19 protein-coding genes and 1 pseudogene are annotated in these 17,090 nt (G+C 56.2%); 8 read left to right on the top strand and 12 right to left on the bottom strand.

Annotated features, from left to right (window positions below):
* Window positions 1–69: 69 nt before the first annotated feature.
* Both JZ655_RS20790 and JZ655_RS20795 read right to left on the bottom strand, forming a co-directional pair.
* Window positions 70–1,065 (bottom strand): LacI family DNA-binding transcriptional regulator, encoded by a 996-nt coding sequence (locus tag JZ655_RS20790; RefSeq protein ID WP_207292649.1) that lies wholly within the window; start codon window positions 1,063–1,065, stop codon window positions 70–72.
* A gap of 20 nt (window positions 1,066–1,085) precedes the next feature.
* Entirely contained in the window at window positions 1,086–1,634 is a 549-nt protein-coding gene (locus JZ655_RS20795; RefSeq protein WP_046886190.1) for a helix-turn-helix domain-containing protein, read from the bottom strand.
* A 102-nt stretch (window positions 1,635–1,736) separates the two neighbouring features.
* Between JZ655_RS20795 and JZ655_RS20800 the strand changes: the two genes are divergently transcribed.
* Both JZ655_RS20800 and JZ655_RS20805 read left to right on the top strand, forming a co-directional pair.
* Window positions 1,737–2,396 carry an AzlC family ABC transporter permease gene (locus JZ655_RS20800; protein ID WP_040077975.1) on the top strand — a complete coding sequence of 220 codons (660 nt, stop codon included), beginning with the start codon at window positions 1,737–1,739 and terminating at the stop codon, window positions 2,394–2,396.
* Window positions 2,396–2,719, top strand: coding sequence for an AzlD domain-containing protein (locus JZ655_RS20805; protein WP_040077973.1), 324 nt, complete (start codon window positions 2,396–2,398; stop codon window positions 2,717–2,719). Before JZ655_RS20800 ends, JZ655_RS20805 begins: the two co-directional genes overlap by 1 nt.
* 41 nt (window positions 2,720–2,760) lie before the next feature.
* Here JZ655_RS20805 and JZ655_RS20810 read toward each other — a convergent pair whose 3' ends face one another.
* The 3 genes from JZ655_RS20810 to fdhD form a co-directional block, all read right to left on the bottom strand.
* Complete coding sequence (locus JZ655_RS20810; protein WP_046886189.1) at window positions 2,761–2,973, bottom strand: YdgH/BhsA/McbA-like domain containing protein; 213 nt, start codon at window positions 2,971–2,973, stop codon at window positions 2,761–2,763.
* Window positions 2,974–3,164: 191 nt separating this feature from the next.
* The gene (locus JZ655_RS20815) at window positions 3,165–3,377 is read right to left on the bottom strand and encodes a YdgH/BhsA/McbA-like domain containing protein (RefSeq protein WP_040077971.1); all 213 of its coding nucleotides are present in this window, start codon (window positions 3,375–3,377) and stop codon (window positions 3,165–3,167) included.
* 114 nt (window positions 3,378–3,491) lie between these two features.
* A complete protein-coding gene (fdhD, locus tag JZ655_RS20820; RefSeq protein ID WP_242637322.1) occupies window positions 3,492–4,280 on the bottom strand; it encodes a formate dehydrogenase accessory sulfurtransferase FdhD in 789 nt (262 codons plus the stop codon).
* Window positions 4,281–4,710: 430 nt separating this feature from the next.
* On the opposite strand from fdhD, the gene fdnG reads away from it, so the two are divergent.
* Genes fdnG through fdhE form a run of 4 tightly spaced genes read left to right on the top strand, consistent with a single transcriptional unit; the run spans window position 4,711 to window position 10,234 of the window.
* Window positions 4,711–7,761: a formate dehydrogenase-N subunit alpha gene (fdnG, locus tag JZ655_RS20825; RefSeq protein ID WP_207292651.1), complete on the top strand. Its 3,051-nt coding sequence runs from the start codon at window positions 4,711–4,713 to the stop codon at window positions 7,759–7,761.
* A gap of 12 nt (window positions 7,762–7,773) precedes the next feature.
* Window positions 7,774–8,676 carry a formate dehydrogenase subunit beta gene (gene fdxH / locus JZ655_RS20830; protein WP_010436855.1) on the top strand — a complete coding sequence of 301 codons (903 nt, stop codon included), beginning with the start codon at window positions 7,774–7,776 and terminating at the stop codon, window positions 8,674–8,676.
* Window positions 8,673–9,308 carry a formate dehydrogenase cytochrome b556 subunit gene (fdoI, locus tag JZ655_RS20835; RefSeq protein WP_008501832.1) on the top strand — a complete coding sequence of 212 codons (636 nt, stop codon included), beginning with the start codon at window positions 8,673–8,675 and terminating at the stop codon, window positions 9,306–9,308. The genes fdxH and fdoI overlap by 4 nt, the downstream gene beginning before the upstream one ends.
* Window positions 9,305–10,234 carry a formate dehydrogenase accessory protein FdhE gene (gene fdhE, locus JZ655_RS20840; RefSeq protein WP_046886186.1) on the top strand — a complete coding sequence of 310 codons (930 nt, stop codon included), beginning with the start codon at window positions 9,305–9,307 and terminating at the stop codon, window positions 10,232–10,234. The genes fdoI and fdhE overlap by 4 nt, the downstream gene beginning before the upstream one ends.
* A gap of 56 nt (window positions 10,235–10,290) precedes the next feature.
* On the opposite strand, the pseudogene JZ655_RS21465 reads toward fdhE, so the two are convergent.
* From JZ655_RS21465 to JZ655_RS20870, 7 genes and pseudogenes are all read right to left on the bottom strand, one after another.
* Window positions 10,291–10,389, bottom strand: a pseudogene (locus JZ655_RS21465) (PIN domain-containing protein); the annotation flags it as partial.
* A 19-nt stretch (window positions 10,390–10,408) separates the two neighbouring features.
* Window positions 10,409–11,350 (bottom strand): fatty acid biosynthesis protein FabY, encoded by a 942-nt coding sequence (gene fabY, locus JZ655_RS20845; RefSeq protein WP_046886185.1) that lies wholly within the window; start codon window positions 11,348–11,350, stop codon window positions 10,409–10,411.
* A gap of 44 nt (window positions 11,351–11,394) precedes the next feature.
* Window positions 11,395–11,832, bottom strand: a complete 438-nt coding sequence (dtd, locus tag JZ655_RS20850) for a D-aminoacyl-tRNA deacylase (RefSeq protein WP_207292652.1) — start codon at window positions 11,830–11,832, stop codon at window positions 11,395–11,397.
* Entirely contained in the window at window positions 11,829–12,710 is an 882-nt protein-coding gene (locus tag JZ655_RS20855; protein WP_046886184.1) for a virulence factor BrkB family protein, read from the bottom strand. Before JZ655_RS20855 ends, dtd begins: the two co-directional genes overlap by 4 nt.
* A complete protein-coding gene (gene yihX / locus JZ655_RS20860) occupies window positions 12,704–13,303 on the bottom strand; it encodes a glucose-1-phosphatase (RefSeq protein ID WP_040077957.1) in 600 nt (199 codons plus the stop codon). Before yihX ends, JZ655_RS20855 begins: the two co-directional genes overlap by 7 nt.
* Window positions 13,304–13,421: 118 nt before the next feature.
* Window positions 13,422–14,213 carry a DeoR/GlpR family DNA-binding transcription regulator gene (locus JZ655_RS20865; RefSeq protein ID WP_207292653.1) on the bottom strand — a complete coding sequence of 264 codons (792 nt, stop codon included), beginning with the start codon at window positions 14,211–14,213 and terminating at the stop codon, window positions 13,422–13,424.
* 34 nt (window positions 14,214–14,247) lie between these two features.
* Entirely contained in the window at window positions 14,248–15,144 is an 897-nt protein-coding gene (locus JZ655_RS20870) for a sugar kinase (protein ID WP_207292654.1), read from the bottom strand.
* A 155-nt stretch (window positions 15,145–15,299) separates the two neighbouring features.
* Here JZ655_RS20870 and yihU point away from each other — a divergent pair, with 155 nt between their 5' ends.
* Together yihU and yihT are read left to right on the top strand one after the other, a co-directional pair.
* A complete protein-coding gene (yihU, locus tag JZ655_RS20875) occupies window positions 15,300–16,190 on the top strand; it encodes a sulfolactaldehyde 3-reductase (protein ID WP_046886182.1) in 891 nt (296 codons plus the stop codon).
* Between the two features lie 17 nt (window positions 16,191–16,207).
* On the top strand, window positions 16,208–17,083 hold the full coding sequence (yihT, locus tag JZ655_RS20880) for a sulfofructosephosphate aldolase (protein ID WP_207292655.1): 876 nt from the start codon (window positions 16,208–16,210) through the stop codon (window positions 17,081–17,083).
* The last annotated feature ends 7 nt before the right edge of the window (window positions 17,084–17,090 follow it).

Consider the following 17,090-nt stretch of genomic DNA (forward strand, 5'->3'; position numbering starts at 1 on the left):
GATCCGAAACGTTTCGGATACAAACTTAAACGTTTCGGTTTTGTGATCGGGTTTAGAAATTTAAAGAAATTAGGCAGTTTCGCCCGGTGAGAAGGCGGGTTGCCACAACACCTGTAATCTGGCGATATCCTCGCCGCTGATCAGCTGACGAACCATATCGGCAATCTGTCTGCCCACCCCTTCACGGGTAGACTGGATCACTGCCGCCACTTCGGTAGTGACAATGCTGTCCTGCGGTAAACCGTCGTAAACAATCAGCGCCACAGGGTTGTCGCCCGTTAATCGTCCCCTCTGAGAAAGCGCCATCGCGGCCCCATCGCCGTGGGTATTACAGTCGGTAATAATCGCCGTTGGCGGTTCGGGTAAGGCCAACAGATCGCAGGTGGCGGTATACCCCTCGCGTCGGGAAGGAGGCATAGCGCGCAGCCATTCATCTGAGAGCCCCGCCTCCTGCAACGCATCCAGATAACCCTGGCGTCGCTGAGTGATAAAGGCCTGGTTATTACTCTCTCCCAGGAATGCGATACGCCGGTGGCCTTTGGCGATGAGCCAGCGGGTGGCCTGGTGGGTACCGGCATAGTTATCGAAATCAAACCAGGCGTAAGGCTGCGGTAGCTGGCTGCGGCCGAGGGCAAGGAAGGGGAAATTTGCCGCCTGCAGTTGCTCAAGACGCGGGTCGCGATCGAGGGTATGCGCCACGATTAACGCATCCACCCGGCGGCTCTGCACCATGCGCATATAGCTGTGTTTATCGGCCAGATCGTCATCGGCAATCAGCAGCAGGTCAATCTCATGTCGCGCCAGTTCGTGGCTAATTTCGCCGACCATGTCCATAAAAACGCTGTTATTGAGCGGAACAGGATGTACCGGGAAGACCAGCCCAACCGCATCAATTTTGCCCATCTTCAGACGACGGGCAAAGGTATTGGGCCGGTAACCACGGCGCTGAGCTTCCGCTTCCACGCGCGCACGCGTCTCGCGAGAAACGTCATCATATCCGTTGAGGGCACGACTCACGGTGGTGACCGAGAGTCCGAGTTCTTTGGCGATGGCTTTAAGCGACATGATTATCCGTGTCTTGAAAGTTAGTTCTGTTCCGCCACCATAAGCGCAAACGTATCTGGCTCAAGGGCTTTAAAAATATGCGGCCGATCGGCGGGGTAACAAATGTAATCCCCTTCGCCCAGCTCTTCCGGCGCATCGGTCAGGCCCACCACTGCCCGTCCCTGAGTGATAACAATATGCTCAACCGAACCGGGTGGATGCGGATGCGAAATACGGTCTGCGCCCGGCTGAGCCGCCAGCATATAGATATCACGTCGTGCGCCTGGCGGGCAGGTGGCTAACAAAATTGCCTCATAGTTTGCCTGCTCGGCAATCACTTTCGTCCCTTCTCCCCGGCGAATAACCTGGGTAATAGGTTGCTGTGGCTCAAGCAAGCGCGCAAAGGGAATATCCAGTGCCACACAAAGTGACCATAAGGTCTCCAGACTAGGATTGCCGTTTCCGGACTCCAGCTGCGACAGGGTAGATTTGGCGATCCCGGCGCGGCGAGCAATTTCCGCCAGAGAAAGTCCGGTTCGCATACGTTCCCGCACCAGGCTTTTGGCGATTACGCTTATTGGCTGCGTCATAAAACGGCCTCGTGTTCTATAAATCGAACGAATCGTTCATCTTGATAAACTACAGTGATGCGTTCATTATAATGGATATTCGTTCGATATGGCTAAAATTGTATGAAACCACATTTCTCCTGCCTGAAAGGCGACACGATAAAGGCCATTCTGCTGGTTTGTCTGGCTGTTGGCGTTGTAGGGATGTCTTACGGCTCGTTGGCAATGGCGTATGGCTTCCCCCTCTGGGTACCGTTTTTGCTCTCCATTTCCGTGCTGGCGGGCGCCTCTGAATTTATGTTTATCGGCATTGTGGCCAGCGGCGGCAATCCACTCGCTGCCGCTGCCGCGGGTCTTCTGGTGAACGCGCGCCATGTGCCTTTTGGCGTTACCGTGCGCGAGCTGGTGGGCCAGCGCGGCGCGAGCTTGCTGGGTTGTCACATTATGAATGACGAGAGCGTGGTATTTGGCCTGTCACAAAAAACGCCAGAACAGCGCAAAGCGGCCTACTGGCTCTGCGGGCTGGGTGTGGCAATTATCTGGCCGCTGGGCACCCTGCTGGGGGCGATGGTCGGCAAACTGCTGCCAGAGCCGGAAACCATCGGGCTGGATGCAGTGTTTCCGGCCATTTTACTGGCGTTAGTGGTGCCCGCCTTTAAAAACCGCACTACGCTTATCCGTGCCTTTAGCGGGGCGGCGTTGTCGCTGGCTGCGGTACCCTTTGCACCGGTGGGCCTGCCCGTCTTGCTCTCTCTGTTTGGCCTCGCCACGAGGAAGAAATAATGGAAAACATGACCGTCTTTATTCTTGGTATCGCCCTGCTTTCGGCGGGCACCTATCTGATGCGGCTTGGCGGGGCGAAACTTGGCAGTCGGTTAGCGTTATCTGAACGCTCCCAGGCGCTGCTGTCGGATGCAGCAACCGTATTGCTGTTTTCGGTGGCGCTGGCGACCACCTTCTATGAAGGAGAGCACTTTTCGGGGATGGCGCGGGTGTTGGGCGTGGCCTTTGCGGTATTCCTTGCCTGGCGCAAGGTGCCGTTGATTTTCGTGATCATCGCCGCGGCGGTGGTAACAGCGTTATTACGCCTGGCAGGCATAAACTAAAAAAGCGCCCCGGGGGCGCTCTTTCGACAAATGCTTTGCTCTTATTTATTCAGTTCTGCGGTCATGTGCACGCGGTTACCGGCGAAGGCCTGGGTAATGGTGTAAGAAGACGCACCGGCCTGCTGTGCCTGGGCGGCGATTTTCGCTTCAGCGCCGTCGATGGTGCTGGCGGAGGCGGTAACCGACTGGGCAGCGAAAGAACCGAAAGAGGTAGCCAGAGCGATTACTGCAACAAAAGTTTTGATGCTTTTCATGATATAAACCCTTTAAGTTAGTTGTCTGTGTAAGGCGCCGTGCCTTGATGTGATAAATAATAGGCCTGAACATCAACAACTGAAAGCGGAAGGATTTGCTTTAATAAATCAAAATTACTGAACAATAAATCAGCGGATCGCCAAAACAAAAAAAGCGCCCCGGGGGCGCTCTTTCGACAAATGCTTTGCTCTTATTTATTCAGTTCTGCGGTCATGTGCACGCGGTTACCCGTGAAGGCCTGAGTGATGGTGTAAGAAGACGCACCGGCCTGCTGTGCCTGAGCGGCGATTTTCGCTTCAGCGCCGTCGATGGTGCTGGCGGAGGCGGTTATTGACTGGGCTGCGAAAGAACCGAAAGAGGTAGCCAGAGCGATTACTGCAACAAAAGTTTTGATGCTTTTCATGATATAAACCCTTTAAGTTAGTTGTCTGTGTAAGGCGTTGTGCCTTGATGTGATAAATAATAGGCCCTTACACGGACTACTGAAAGCGGAAGGATTTGCTCACAACATTCAAAATTACTGATTAACAATTAAGCGCTGCGGATGGGTATAGATTGTGGCTCTTCCCGGTTTGCAGAACCCTACCAGCGTCAGGTTGCAACGCTCGGCCACCTCTACCGCCAGGGTGGTGGCAGCGGATACCGCAAACAAGATCTCAACGCCGCACATGGCCGCTTTTTGCACCATCTCGTAGCTGGCGCGGCTGGAAACCAGTGCAGCCCCCTGCTGCCAGGCTTCACTCTCATTCACTCTGCGGCCCAGCAGTTTATCCAGTGCCACATGGCGTCCGACATCTTCATGCCCACCCGCGATCTCACCCGACGGCAATACCCAGGCGGCGGCATGTGTGCATCCGCTTAACTGCCCTATCGGTTGCACATCGTTGAGATGGTGGAGAGCATGATCAAGATGAGTGAGTTCAAAACGCTGCGTAAAAGGCAGCGGCACCACGGGTTTGCCAATATCGTTAAGCTGTTCAACACCGCATACGCCGCAGCCGGTTCGCCCTGCCAGCGCACGTCGGCGCTCTTTGAGTCCCATAAAACGGCGGCTTGAGAGTTCGATTTGCACCTCAAGGCCGTTACAGGCCGGGACGACGTCCATGCCGTAAATCTCCTGCGGGTGCGTAATGATACCTTCCGATAATGAAAAACCGATGGCGAAAAGCTCCAGATCCTTGGGAGTGGCCATCATCACCACATGGGAAATGCCGTTGTAAACCAGTGCAACGGGTACCTCTTCTGCCAAAAAATCGGGGATCGCATCGTTAATATGAGGGGGTCTGTGTACCCGTTGCTCAACCACGCCAGCAGACAGCGATGAGGGGCGGATATCACGATTCGGTTTTGACACAACGTATTTCCTGAGCAACCACGAGGGAGAAGCCTGCTATTGCACCATAAAGTGCAGGCCTCGCGCATAGTATGGATCAACTTTTCAGACTCCATTTATCCTCAGTTTACCTACTCCGTTCGGAGTGACACAACCCGGACGCATAAACATCCCCATAACATCAGGGGTTAATTTTGTGACTAATGTCACGCTTTATAATCAATATAGTGATAATACGTTCACTTTGTTTTAACGCCGTTGGAACAGGCGTACCGACATTGTGGTATTCTGGTCAAACCCCTCGTGTAAATGAGGGATTAACGCAAATTTTCTCATTTGCGGTTAATTCTTAACCGCAAAATAAAACTACAAAGCAATGTCGTAATGAACCAAGGAGTGACCCATGCAGGTCAGCAGAAGGCAGTTCTTTAAGATCTGCGCTGGCGGTATGGCAGGCACAACGGCAGCCGCGCTGGGCTTTGCCCCCGGCGTAGCGCTGGCGGAAACACGGCAGTACAAACTGCTGCGCACCCGCGAAACCCGTAATACCTGTACGTACTGCTCCGTCGGCTGTGGGCTGTTAATGTATAGCCTCGGCGACGGTGCCAAAAACGCCAAAGCATCTATCTTCCACATTGAAGGTGACCCGGATCACCCGGTCAACCGTGGCGCGCTATGCCCGAAAGGGGCAGGTCTGGTGGACTTTATCCACTCAGAAAGCCGCCTGAAATTCCCGGAATACCGCGCGCCAGGCTCCGATAAATGGCAGCAAATTAGCTGGGAAGAGGCGTTTGACCGCATCGCGAAACATATTAAAGAAGACCGCGATGCTAACTTTATTGAGAAGAACACAGACGGCGTCACGGTTAACCGCTGGCTCTCCACCGGAATGCTGTGTGCCTCGGCCTCCAGCAACGAAACCGGCTATTTAACCCAGAAATTTACGCGTGCACTCGGTATGCTCGCGGTCGACAACCAGGCGCGTGTCTGACACGGACCAACGGTAGCAAGTCTTGCTCCAACATTTGGTCGCGGTGCGATGACCAACCACTGGGTCGACATCAAGAACGCCAACCTTATTGTGGTGATGGGCGGTAACGCCGCTGAAGCGCACCCTGTCGGGTTCCGCTGGGCGATGGAAGCCAAAATCCACAACGGTGCGAAACTGATTGTGATCGATCCCCGCTTTACGCGTACAGCGTCAGTGGCGGATTTCTACACCCCTATTCGTTCAGGTACTGACATCACTTTCCTGTCAGGCGTATTGCTGTACCTGATGAATAACGAAAAATATAACCGTGAGTACACCGAAGCCTATACCAACGCCAGCCTGATCGTGCGTGAGGATTACCACTTCGAAGATGGCCTGTTCAGCGGTTACGACGCCGAAAAACGCAAATACGACAAAACCAGCTGGAACTACGAGCTGGATGAGAACGGCTTTGCGAAGCGCGATAAGACCCTGCAACACCCGCGCTGCGTGTGGAACCTGCTGAAAGAGCACGTCTCCCGCTATACGCCAGAAGTGGTCGAAAACATCTGCGGAACGCCAAAAGCGGACTTCCTGAAGGTGTGCGAGCTGATCGCCGAAACCAGCGCGAAAGACAAAACCGCGTCGTTCCTGTACGCACTCGGCTGGACGCAGCACTCTATCGGCGCGCAGAACATCCGTACCATGGCGATGGTTCAGTTGCTGCTCGGTAACATGGGGATGGCAGGCGGTGGCGTGAACGCCCTGCGCGGTCACTCCAACATTCAGGGTCTGACCGACCTCGGCCTGCTGTCGCAGAGCCTGACCGGTTATATGAACCTGCCAAGCGAAAAACAGACAGATTTGCAAACCTACCTGACGGCGAGCACGCCAAAACCGCTGCTCGAAGGCCAGGTGAACTACTGGGGCAACTATCCGAAGTTCTTCGTCTCGATGATGAAAGCCTTCTTCGGTGACAAAGCGACAGCGGAAAACAGCTGGGGCTTTGACTGGCTGCCGAAGTGGGACAAAGGCTACGACGTGCTTCAGTACTTCGAAATGATGCACCAGGGCCAGGTCAACGGCTACATCTGCCAGGGCTTTAACCCGGTGGCGTCGTTCCCGAACAAAAACAAGGTTGTCGAGTCCCTGTCGAAACTGAAGTTCCTGGTGACAATTGACCCGCTCAATACTGAAACCTCGACCTTCTGGCAAAACCACGGCGAGTCAAACGACGTCGATCCGTCAAAAATCCAGACCGAAGTGTTCCGTCTGCCTTCGACCTGCTTCGCGGAAGAGAACGGCTCTATCGTTAACTCCGGGCGCTGGCTGCAGTGGCACTGGAAAGGGGCGGACGCCCCGGGCATTGCCATGAACGACGGCGAGATCCTGGCCGGTATCTTCTTACGCCTGCGTAAGATGTACGCCTCTGAAGGCGGCGCGAATCCAGAGCCGGTGCTGAACATGACCTGGAACTACTCCACGCCGGAGAACCCATCCCCGGAAGAGGTGGCGATGGAGAGCAACGGTAAGGCGTTGGCGGACGTTATCGATCCGGCCACCGGTGTGGTTCTGGCGAAGAAAGGCGATCAGCTCAGTACCTTCGCGCACCTGCGCGACGACGGCACCACCTCCAGCGGCTGCTGGATCTTTGCCGGGAGCTGGACGCCGAAAGGTAACCAGATGGCCAACCGCGATAACGCCGACCCATCGGGCCTCGGCAATACGCTGGGCTGGGCATGGTCGTGGCCGCTGAACCGCCGCATTCTCTATAACCGTGCCTCCGCTGACCCGCAGGGTAACCCGTGGGATCCGAAGCGTCAGTTACTGAAGTGGGACGGCGCGAAGTGGGGCGGCGTGGATATTCCGGACTACAGCACCGCCGCACCAGGCAGCGATGTTGGACCGTTTATCATGCAGCCTGAAGGGATGGGACGTCTGTTTGCTATCGATAAGATGGCGGAAGGGCCATTCCCGGAACACTACGAGCCGTTTGAGACGCCTCTGGGCACCAACCCGCTGCACCCGAACGTGGTCTCTAACCCGGCCGCACGTATCTTCAAGGGCGACTTTGAGGCGCTGGGTAAAAAAGACAAGTTCCCGTACGTGGGCACCACTTACCGTCTGACCGAGCACTTCCACTACTGGACCAAGCACGCGCTGCTTAACGCCATCGCGCAGCCAGAACAGTTTGTGGAGATCGGCGAGAAGCTGGCGAACAAGCTCGGCATTGCCCATGGCGATACCGTGAAAGTCTCCTCTAACCGTGGCTATATCAAGGCCAAGGCGGTGGTGACCAAGCGTATTCGCACGCTGAACGTTCACGGTCAGGAAGTGGATACCATCGGTATCCCGATTCACTGGGGTTACGAGGGCGTGGCGAAGAAAGGGTTTATTGCGAACACCCTGACGCCGTTCGTCGGTGATGCGAACACGCAGACGCCGGAGTTTAAGGCCTTCCTCGTGAACGTGGAAAAGGTGTAACGGAGACGACCTATGGCTTATCAATCTCAAGACATTATCCGTCGTTCCGCGACAAACAGTTTCACGCCCGCGCCTCAGGCGCGGGACCACCAGCAGGAAGTGGCAAAGCTTATCGACGTGACCACCTGTATCGGCTGTAAAGCCTGTCAGGTGGCCTGCTCGGAGTGGAACGACCTCCGCGACGAAGTAGGGCACAACGTTGGGGTGTACGACAACCCGGCAGACCTGACCGCCAAGTCCTGGACGGTGATGCGTTTCTCGGAAGTGGAGCAGAACGACAAACTGGAATGGCTGATCCGCAAAGATGGCTGTATGCACTGTGCGGATCCGGGCTGCCTGAAAGCCTGTCCGTCGGAAGGGGCTATCATTCAGTATGCCAACGGCATCGTCGACTTCCAGTCCGAGCAGTGCATTGGCTGCGGCTACTGCATTGCGGGCTGTCCGTTCGACGTGCCGCGACTGAATCCGGAAGACAACCGCGTCTACAAATGCACGCTGTGCGTTGATCGCGTTACCGTCGGCCAGGAGCCGGCATGCGTGAAGACCTGCCCAACGGGGGCTATCCACTTTGGTTCCAAAGAGGATATGAAGACGCTGGCGGCAGAGCGCGTGGGTGAGCTGAAAACCCGTGGTTACGACAACGCGGGCCTGTACGATCCGGCCGGGGTGGGCGGGACGCACGTCATGTACGTGTTGCACCACGCCGACAAGCCGAATTTGTATCATGGTCTGCCGGAGAACCCGGAAATCAGCGCCACGGTGAAGTTCTGGAAAGGCATCTGGAAACCGCTGGCAGCGGTCGGGTTTGCTGCCACCTTCGCAGCGAGCATCTTCCACTACGTCGGCGTCGGTCCGAACCGCGCGGAAGAGGAAGACGACAACCTGCATGAAGAGAAAGACGAGGTGCGCAAATGAGAAAACGTGACACCATCGTGCGCTATACCGCGCCGGAACGCATCAACCACTGGGTCACCGCCTTCTGCTTCATGCTGGCGGCGATAAGCGGGCTAGGATTCTTCTTCCCGTCCTTCAACTGGCTGATGCAGATCATGGGAACACCACAGCTGGCGCGTATACTGCACCCGTTTGTTGGCGTCATCATGTTCGCGTCGTTCATCATTATGTTTTTCCGCTACTGGCACCATAACCTAATCAATCGGGATGATATCTTTTGGGCGAAGAATATTCGTAAGATCGTCGTCAACGAGGAAGTAGGTGATACCGGGCGTTATAACTTCGGCCAGAAATGCGTATTCTGGGCGGCGATTATCTTCCTGGTCCTGTTGCTGGTAAGCGGTGTGATCATCTGGCGTCCGTACTTTGCGCCTGCTTTCTCAATCCCGGTGATCCGATTCGCGCTGATGCTGCATTCATTTGCCGCAGTGGCGTTAATTGTGGTTATCATGGTGCATATTTACGCCGCCCTCTGGGTGAAAGGCACCATTACCGCGATGGTGGAAGGATGGGTAACCAGTACGTGGGCGAAGAAACATCACCCGCGCTGGTACCGTGAAGTCCGCCAGAAACAGGAAAAGTCATCTGAATGAGTATTCGCATAATCCCGCAAGATGAGCTGGGTTCGAGCGAGAAACGCACGGCGGATTACATTCCGCCGTTGTTATTCCCCAGACTCAAGAACCTCTATAACCGCCGCGCAGAGCGTCTGCGCGAACTGGCCGAGAGCAACCCACTGGGCGATTTTCTGCGCTTTGCGGCGCTGGTCGCCCATGCGCAGGAGGTGGTGCTGTACGACCATCCGCTGCAGATGGACCTCACCGCGCGCATTAAAGAGGCCAATGCGCAGGGCAAGCCGCCGCTGGATATTCATGTCCTGCCGCGCGACAAGCACTGGCATAAGTTGCTGCATTCGCTGATTGCCGAGCTGAAGCCGGAAATGAGCGGCACGGCGCTGGCGGTCATTGAGAACCTGGAAAAAGCCTCTGACCTGGAGCTGGAAGAGATGGCGAGCGCGCTGTTCGCCTCTGACTTCTCACTGGTCAGCAGTGATAAAGCGCCGTTTATCTGGGCCGCGCTGTCGCTCTACTGGGCACAAATGGCCAGCCTGATTCCGGGCAAGGCTCGGGCCGAATACGGCGAAGCGCGCCAGTTCTGCCCGGTGTGTGGCTCTATGCCGGTCACCAGCATTGTGCAAATTGGTACCACGCAAGGGCTGCGTTATCTGCACTGCAACCTGTGCGAGACCGAGTGGCACGTGGTGCGCATCAAATGCAGCAACTGCGAGCAGACCCGCGATCTCAACTACTGGTCACTGGAAAACGAAGAGGCGGCGGTGAAAGCTGAAAGCTGCGGCGACTGTGGCACTTACCTGAAGATTCTGTATCAGGAAAAAGACCCGAAAGTTGAAGCCGTAGCGGACGATCTGGCAACGTTAGTGCTGGATGCGCGAATGGAGCAAGAAGGCTTTGGTCGCAGCTCGATTAACCCGTTTATGTTCCCGGGTGAAGGGGAGTAGCTTCCTGTAACAGCGCCGGGCGGCACAGAGTTGCCCGGCCTACAGGTGATAAGGTGCCCTGAAAAATCCTGACTATTGCGTGAAATTAACGGGCAATTTTTGCTCTGCGCCGTGGCCAGAATAATGGCATCCGGCGGTTTCATTCCATGCTTCTCGGCGTTAGCCATTAAGGCGCTACTCTTCCTCGTTCCCGCCCTCTTCGTATGCACCGTAAGGCTTCGCAGGCAAAACAATATAAGTGCCTTCAAACACCGCGCCCGGGGTTTCATCGCCGAAAAGCTCGACCTGCATCTGCACGCGTGCTTTGCGGCCACGCGCCAGGCGGTCGAGATCGCCGCCGAGGGCGCCCAGATCGGCCACCGCGCTTGGCTTGCCGCTAATTGGCGCACTGTAGCGAATGTGGGCATCTGCCAGGATGATGGTGCCTCCGAGATGACGCTCACGCAGCATCAGCCAGATCAGCCCCCAGCCGGTGAGCGTTGCCAGCGAGAATAAGCTCCCGGCAAACAACGTATGGTGCGGGTTCTGGTTGCCGGTTTCCGGCATAGTGGTGATGAATTTTTGCCCGGTATACTGCTGGATACGTACGCCCATCTTTTCGCTGAGGGGGATATGTTGATACCAGGCCTGCTGCAGTTGTCCGCACCAGTCGGCACGGTGAAGAATATCGTCCAGGGTAGCGATAGGTTTGATCATCAAAAAGTGGCGGATCGGCGTGGTTTGCGGCGCGGTAATTTCGCCCTGATTAACAAAACCAAGCTTGGCGAAGAACTCCACGGCATCTTCGCGGGCGCTACAGGTGACGCGCTTAACCCCTTCCTGACGCGCAACGGACTCCAGGGTCATTGCCATCAGCGTACCTAGCCCCTTGTCCTGAACGGAGGGGTGCACCGCCATAAAACGAATGGAGGCTTCATAATCTGCGTTGATATACAAACGCCCGACGGCGACCAGGTTACCCTCTTCATCGACCACCATCTGATGGTGCGCCATGGCATCCCAGGCGTCGCGCTCTGAACCTTTCGGCTGATGTAACGGCTTGCGCAGCATCTCCCAGCGGAACTGGTAATAGACCTCTAACTCTTCTTCCGTTTGCGGTACTCGAAGGTGATACATAGGTGTACTCTCTCTTGTTAACCGCGGCCATGCCGCCAGTTGGCTCATACCTGCTGCCAGAAGGTGACAGGGCCATCGTTCACCAGCGAAACCTGCATATCTGCAGCGAATCGTCCGGTTTGCGTATGCATGTCTTGTTGGCGACAACGTTCAACAAAGTATTCATAGAGTGCTTCAGCACGATCGGGCGCAGCGCCTTTAGAAAAACTTGGGCGCATACCGCGCTCGGTATCGGCCGCCAGCGTAAACTGGGAAACGACCAGCACGCTGCCGCCTGCCTGCTGCACGTTAAGGTTCATCTTCCCGTCGGCATCGCTGAAGATGCGGTAACCCAGCACACGTTCACATAAGCGGTTGGCTTTTTGTTCGTCGTCATCCTTTTCGACACCTAACAACACCAAAAGTCCTGGGCCGATTTCACCCGTCACCTCATCCTCCACGGTGACGCTGGCACGGGTTACGCGTTGAATCAATGCAATCATGGTTGGTCTGCTTCTCGTTGTTTTTCAGCCAGTGCTTCTTGTTTGAGTTCGCGGTAGACCCCGAGAGTGACAGTTATTTCGGCGCCTAGCAAGACGATACACCAGGTCCAGTAAACCCAGACAAACAAAATGGGGATCACTGCCAGTACGCCGTAAATCAGCTGGTAAGACGGGAACATCGTGATGTAAAGGGCAAAGCCTTTCTTACCCAATTCGAAGAGCACAGCCGCCACCAGCGCCCCTACGACAGCATCGCGGTTTGGCACGCGGGTCGTTGGCACGACGCTATAGAGCAGCCAGAAAGAGAGCCATGAGAGGATAAGGGGAAAGATCCGCAGCACATCATCAATCATACTGTTGAGATCGCTGGCCCAGCGTAGCGAGAGCAAATAGGAACTTATCGCCAGACTGGCACCCGCCAGCAGCGGCCCAAGGGTTAAGATCATCCAGTAGACGGCGAAAGAGTAAACCTTAGGGCGTGCTTTCTTACTTCTCCAGATAGTATTCAGCGCACTATCAATGGCATACATTAACAGTAATGCCGTAACGATCAGCCCGCATGCCCCTACCGCGGTCATCTTGCTGGAATTAGCGACAAACTGCTCAATATAATTCTGGATGACATCGCCGGTGGCGGGAATAAAGTTCGCAAAAACAAAATGCCGAAGTTGCAGGCTCACGTCCGAAAACATGGGAAAGGCGGAAAACAGGGCAAAAATAACGGCCACCAGCGGCACCAGAGACAACAGTGACACGTAGGCAAGGTTTCCCGCCAGGGTAGTCATGTTGTCCTCATCGATGCGGTGCCAGAGGAGTTTTATCCAGGCCCGGAAAGGCCGAGTGTGGTGGTCCGCTTTTTGATGAACAGTTTTTAACATAACAGCTTCGCAAAGTAGTTCGGTATCGTCTCTTTTCCGGTCACCAGAATGGAAGTCATACCACACTGGCTAGCGCCCTCTATATTATCGGCGTTATCGTCAAAAAAGACGGCATCGCTGGCCGTGAAACCTTCTGCCTGCAGCACTGCCTGGTAGATTCGCGCTTCCGGTTTGCGCATGCCCATCTCCTGGGAGAGGTAAATGTGGTCTGCTGCGGCCTTCACTTCCGGATACTCGTCAGGCCAGAACGTGGTATGCAGGCGGTTGGTATTCGAGAGAATAACGACCCGATGTCCCTGTTCGCGAAGTTTATGCATGATGTCGATCACATCCGGGCGGATCGCGACAAATACCGCCTGCCAACCGAGTGAGAACTGTTCATAACTGAGGGGCAATTCCATTTCATGGCACAGTTTTTCAGCGAAGAGTTCGTCGCTAATTTCGCCGCGCTCATGCTGATGGAAGCTTTCGCCCATCGTGAAATTTTGCTTTAACGTCGCCAGCGGGACACGGCTCAGATCGCTCCATGCGCCCAGCACCCGATTAAAATCGATATCGACGATTACGTTTCCTAAGTCAAAGATATAAAGCATGTTTATCTCCTTTTCGCCGTGAAAAGTAACTGTAGCGGGAAAGAGAAGGTTTGGCTATGCGCCAGATTCAGCTTAGAGAAAGGCACAGCCCGACCAGAATGTCGGGCCGTGAGAGGTATTAACCCGGCAGTGGGTCGCTCACAACCACCACTTCGACTTTGCTGGATTTAAGATGGGTTTGCAGCGCGGCGCCCGGGCCTTCGTCGGTGAAGAGCGCCGTCGCCTGCGCCACGTTACCAATCTCGACCGCGGCAGAGGCGTGATACTTAGTATGATCGGCCGCCAGTAAAATGTGCCGGGCGTGGGCCATCATCGTTTTCACCACGCTGGCCTCGTTGACATCAAACTCCAACATCGCACCGTCCTGCTCAATCGCCCCGACGCTGGTGACCAGGTAATCCGCCCGAAAGCCCGAGACAAACGCCGTGGCAGCAGCCCCGATGATGCCCCCGTTATGTGGGCGCAAGGTCCCGCCCGGCACCATCACCTCAAAGCGCGGATTTTTGTAGAGAATGTGCGCCACCCGCAGGCTGTTAGTGATGATGCGCAGATGGTTATGGTTGAGCAACGCCCGCGCAACGTGCTCTACCGTTGTACCAATGGTGATAAACACCGTCGACCCATCGGGGATGTAATCGGCGATGGCTTCGGCAATGGCCCGCTTCTCTTCCGTCAGGGAGACTTCGCGCTGTTCAAAGGCCGTATTGACCACGCTCGACGCGCGCCCCGCGCCACCGTGATGACGCGTGATCAGCCCCTGCTCGCTCAGCTTACGAATGTCCCGTCGTATCGTCTGCGTCGAGACATCCAGCAGCTGCGCCAGTTCATCGATGTTCATATAGCCACGTTCAGCGATAAGCGTAAGCAGCCGATCGTGCCGCGGGTTACCGGTCATTTCGGTAAGGCTCATGGGTTGTCCTTTGAAAACCATCACGTTGAGCATTTTATACAAAAAGTGACAAGAAAGAGCGGGTTTGATCACAGTCGGGGATCCCCGCACGTCCGCCGGGGCGGGTACACTTCAGCGCCGCGACCGCGCTGGCAAAGCGCATGGCGTTCTGTGCAGGCGCGCGCTGCGCCAGGCTCGCCGCCAGCGCACCGTGAAAAACATCCCCCGCGCCCGTGGTATCCACCACATCCACGCTGAATCCTGGCTGATGGCAAAGCTGCCCACTCTCCAGCCAGTAGCACCCTTCACTGCCCTGGGTCACGTAAACATGACCATTTGTGAGCGTTTGTGCTTGTTTAAGCGCCTCCAGGGTATTCTCCCGCTGCGTTAAACGCCGCAGGCCCGGTGCGGAAAAGGCCGCATGGTCGCTTAGCGCAATCAGCTCCGCAATGTCCTGCGGCGTGACGTCCGCATCAAGCAGGGTTGGCACCCCCTGCTGGCGCGCCAGAGTGAACGCCTGCCTGGCACCGTCGTGCCAGCGCACGTCCGCCAGCACCATATCCCATTGTGAAAAATCGATATCTGCAAGCCAGTCCGCGTCTGGCGGAAGGTCAGGGCTGGGGTAGTTAGCGATAATCCGCTCCCCGTTCGCATCCACCAGTACCGCCGATTGCGAAGAGCGCGCCCCCTTCACCACGCGGGTAAAACGCGTCTTCACCCCCTGGGACTCCAGCTCCGCAAGCAGGCGGTTGCCGGTATCGTCATCACCCACCCGGCCAATAAAGTCCACGCTTGCCCCGAGCTTCGCTGCAGCCACCGCCGCCGTAGCCGCCGGGCCGCCGCCCACTTCCGTATAGTTTTGCGCGACATACTTTCCCCCTTCTTTTGGCAAATCATCGAGATACCAGATGCGATCCAGCACGGTAATGCCGACACAAACGATGCGAGTCATGGTCAATCCTTATGCGTTTTCTGATGCTCTCATTTTAATTTCACCAAATGTTTAAAAAGTGACCCGTGTCAATTTTTTGACTATAAATTACAAATACGATCAAAAACAGACAACAAAAACGCGCAATACTTGACACGATGTGACAGGAGAGAGAGATGTCAGCAATCGCATTTATCGGTTTAGGGCAGATGGGCGCGCCAATGGCGAAGAATCTGCTGAAGCACGACCATTCGCTTTGCGTCTTCGACGTGAACCCGCAGGCCGTACAGGCGCTGGTGGAGTGCGGCGCGCAGGCAGCACAAACGCCTGAACAGGCAGCAAGAGGGGCCGAGTTTGTCATCACCATGCTGCCAAACGGCGACCTGGTGCGCTCGGTGCTCTTTGGCGAGCAGGGCGTGTGTGAAGGGTTATCCCGCGACGCGCTGGTCATTGATATGTCCACCATTCACCCGCTGCAAACCGACGCCCTGATCGGCGAAATGGCTGAGTCAGGTTTCAGCATGATGGACGTTCCCGTCGGACGCACCTCTGACCATGCCATCGCCGGGACATTGCTCCTGCTGGCAGGCGGCACGGCGCAGCAGGTTGAGCGCGCCACCCCAGTGCTGATGGCGATGGGCAACGAGCTGGTCAATGCGGGCGGTCCGGGCATGGGGATCCGCGTGAAGCTTATTAACAACTACATGAGCATCGCCCTTAACGCGCTTTCCGCCGAGGCGGCCGTACTGTGTGAAGCGCTCGGCCTCTCCTTCGATGTCGCGCTGAAGGTGATGAGCGGTACACCAGCGGGTAAAGGCCACTTCACCACCTCCTGGCCGAACAAGGTACTGAAGGGCGATCTTACGCCCGCCTTCATGATCGACCTGGCGCATAAAGATCTGGGGATCGCCCTGGATGTCGCAAACCAGCTGCACGTTCCGATGCCGCTGGGTGCCGCCTCCCGCGAGGTCTACAACCAGGCGCGCGCCGCCGGACGCGGGCGCGAAGACTGGACGGCCATTCTTGAACAGGTTCGCGCATCCGCCGGGCTGAAAAAATCACACTGACAGGAAAGGATTAAGAAATGACGACGTACACCCTGAACGATATCACCCGGCCTTCCGGCGGTTTTGCAATGCTGGCCGTTGACCAGCGCGAGGCGATGCGCCTGATGTTTGCCGCGGCGGGTGCCCCGGAGCCGGTCAGCGACCAACACCTGACCGATTTTAAGGTCAACGCGGCCAAAATTCTCTCGCCGTATGCCTCTGCGATCCTGGTCGACCAGCAGTTTTGCTATCGCCAGATCGTCGAGCAGCAGGCGGTGGCCAAAAGCTGCGCAATGATTGTGGCCGCCGACGAGTTTATTCCGGGGAACGGTATTCCGGTCGACAGCGTGGTGATTGATAAAAATATCGATGCACAGGCGGTTAAACGCGACGGCGGCAAGGCGCTGAAACTGCTGGTGCTCTGGCGCAGCGACGAAGATCCGCAGCAGCGTCTGGAGATGGTGAAGGCGTTTAACCGGCTGTGTCACGACAACGGATTGCTGAGCATTATCGAGCCCGTTGTTCGCCCGCCGCGTCGCGGGGCCACCTTTAACCGCGAACAGGCGATTATCGAGGCGGCAAAAGAGCTCGGCGACAGCGGTGCCGACCTCTACAAGGTGGAGATGCCCCTGTTCGGCAAAGGTTCTCAGCAGGCGCTACTGACCGCCTCGCAGAAGCTGAACGAGAACATCGCCATGCCATGGGTGATCCTCTCCTCCGGCGTGGACGACAAACTCTTCCCCCGCGCGGTACAGGTTGCCATGCAGGCGGGCGCATCCGGTTTCCTCGCTGGTCGGGCCGTCTGGTCGTCGGTGGTGGGTCTGCCGGACACCGAAATGATGCTTCGCGATATTTCTGTACCCAAACTGCAGCGTTTGGGTGAGATCGTCGACGAAATGATGGCTCGCCGTTAAGAAAGGA

It is taken from the genome of Leclercia pneumoniae (assembly GCF_017348915.1).
GTDB classification, from domain to species: Bacteria; Pseudomonadota; Gammaproteobacteria; order Enterobacterales; family Enterobacteriaceae; genus Enterobacter; species Enterobacter pneumoniae.

Bases quoted from the DNA above. Each gene is read 5' to 3' on its own strand.
- JZ655_RS20790 (WP_207292649.1), bottom strand. From the start codon at position 1,065: ATGTCGCTTAAAGCCATCGCCAAAGAACTCGGACTCTCGGTCACCACC.
- JZ655_RS20795 (WP_046886190.1), bottom strand. From the start codon at position 1,634: ATGACGCAGCCAATAAGCGTAATCGCCAAAAGCCTGGTGCGGGAACGT.
- JZ655_RS20800 (WP_040077975.1), top strand. From the start codon at position 1,737: ATGAAACCACATTTCTCCTGCCTGAAAGGCGACACGATAAAGGCCATT.
- JZ655_RS20805 (WP_040077973.1), top strand. From the start codon at position 2,396: ATGGAAAACATGACCGTCTTTATTCTTGGTATCGCCCTGCTTTCGGCG.
- JZ655_RS20810 (WP_046886189.1), bottom strand. From the start codon at position 2,973: ATGAAAAGCATCAAAACTTTTGTTGCAGTAATCGCTCTGGCTACCTCT.
- JZ655_RS20815 (WP_040077971.1), bottom strand. From the start codon at position 3,377: ATGAAAAGCATCAAAACTTTTGTTGCAGTAATCGCTCTGGCTACCTCT.
- fdxH (WP_010436855.1), top strand. From the start codon at position 7,774: ATGGCTTATCAATCTCAAGACATTATCCGTCGTTCCGCGACAAACAGT.
- fdoI (WP_008501832.1), top strand. From the start codon at position 8,673: ATGAGAAAACGTGACACCATCGTGCGCTATACCGCGCCGGAACGCATC.
- fdhE (WP_046886186.1), top strand. From the start codon at position 9,305: ATGAGTATTCGCATAATCCCGCAAGATGAGCTGGGTTCGAGCGAGAAA.
- fabY (WP_046886185.1), bottom strand. From the start codon at position 11,350: ATGTATCACCTTCGAGTACCGCAAACGGAAGAAGAGTTAGAGGTCTAT.
- dtd (WP_207292652.1), bottom strand. From the start codon at position 11,832: ATGATTGCATTGATTCAACGCGTAACCCGTGCCAGCGTCACCGTGGAG.
- JZ655_RS20855 (WP_046886184.1), bottom strand. From the start codon at position 12,710: ATGTTAAAAACTGTTCATCAAAAAGCGGACCACCACACTCGGCCTTTC.
- yihX (WP_040077957.1), bottom strand. From the start codon at position 13,303: ATGCTTTATATCTTTGACTTAGGAAACGTAATCGTCGATATCGATTTT.
- JZ655_RS20865 (WP_207292653.1), bottom strand. From the start codon at position 14,213: ATGAGCCTTACCGAAATGACCGGTAACCCGCGGCACGATCGGCTGCTT.
- JZ655_RS20870 (WP_207292654.1), bottom strand. From the start codon at position 15,144: ATGACTCGCATCGTTTGTGTCGGCATTACCGTGCTGGATCGCATCTGG.
- yihU (WP_046886182.1), top strand. From the start codon at position 15,300: ATGTCAGCAATCGCATTTATCGGTTTAGGGCAGATGGGCGCGCCAATG.
- yihT (WP_207292655.1), top strand. From the start codon at position 16,208: ATGACGACGTACACCCTGAACGATATCACCCGGCCTTCCGGCGGTTTT.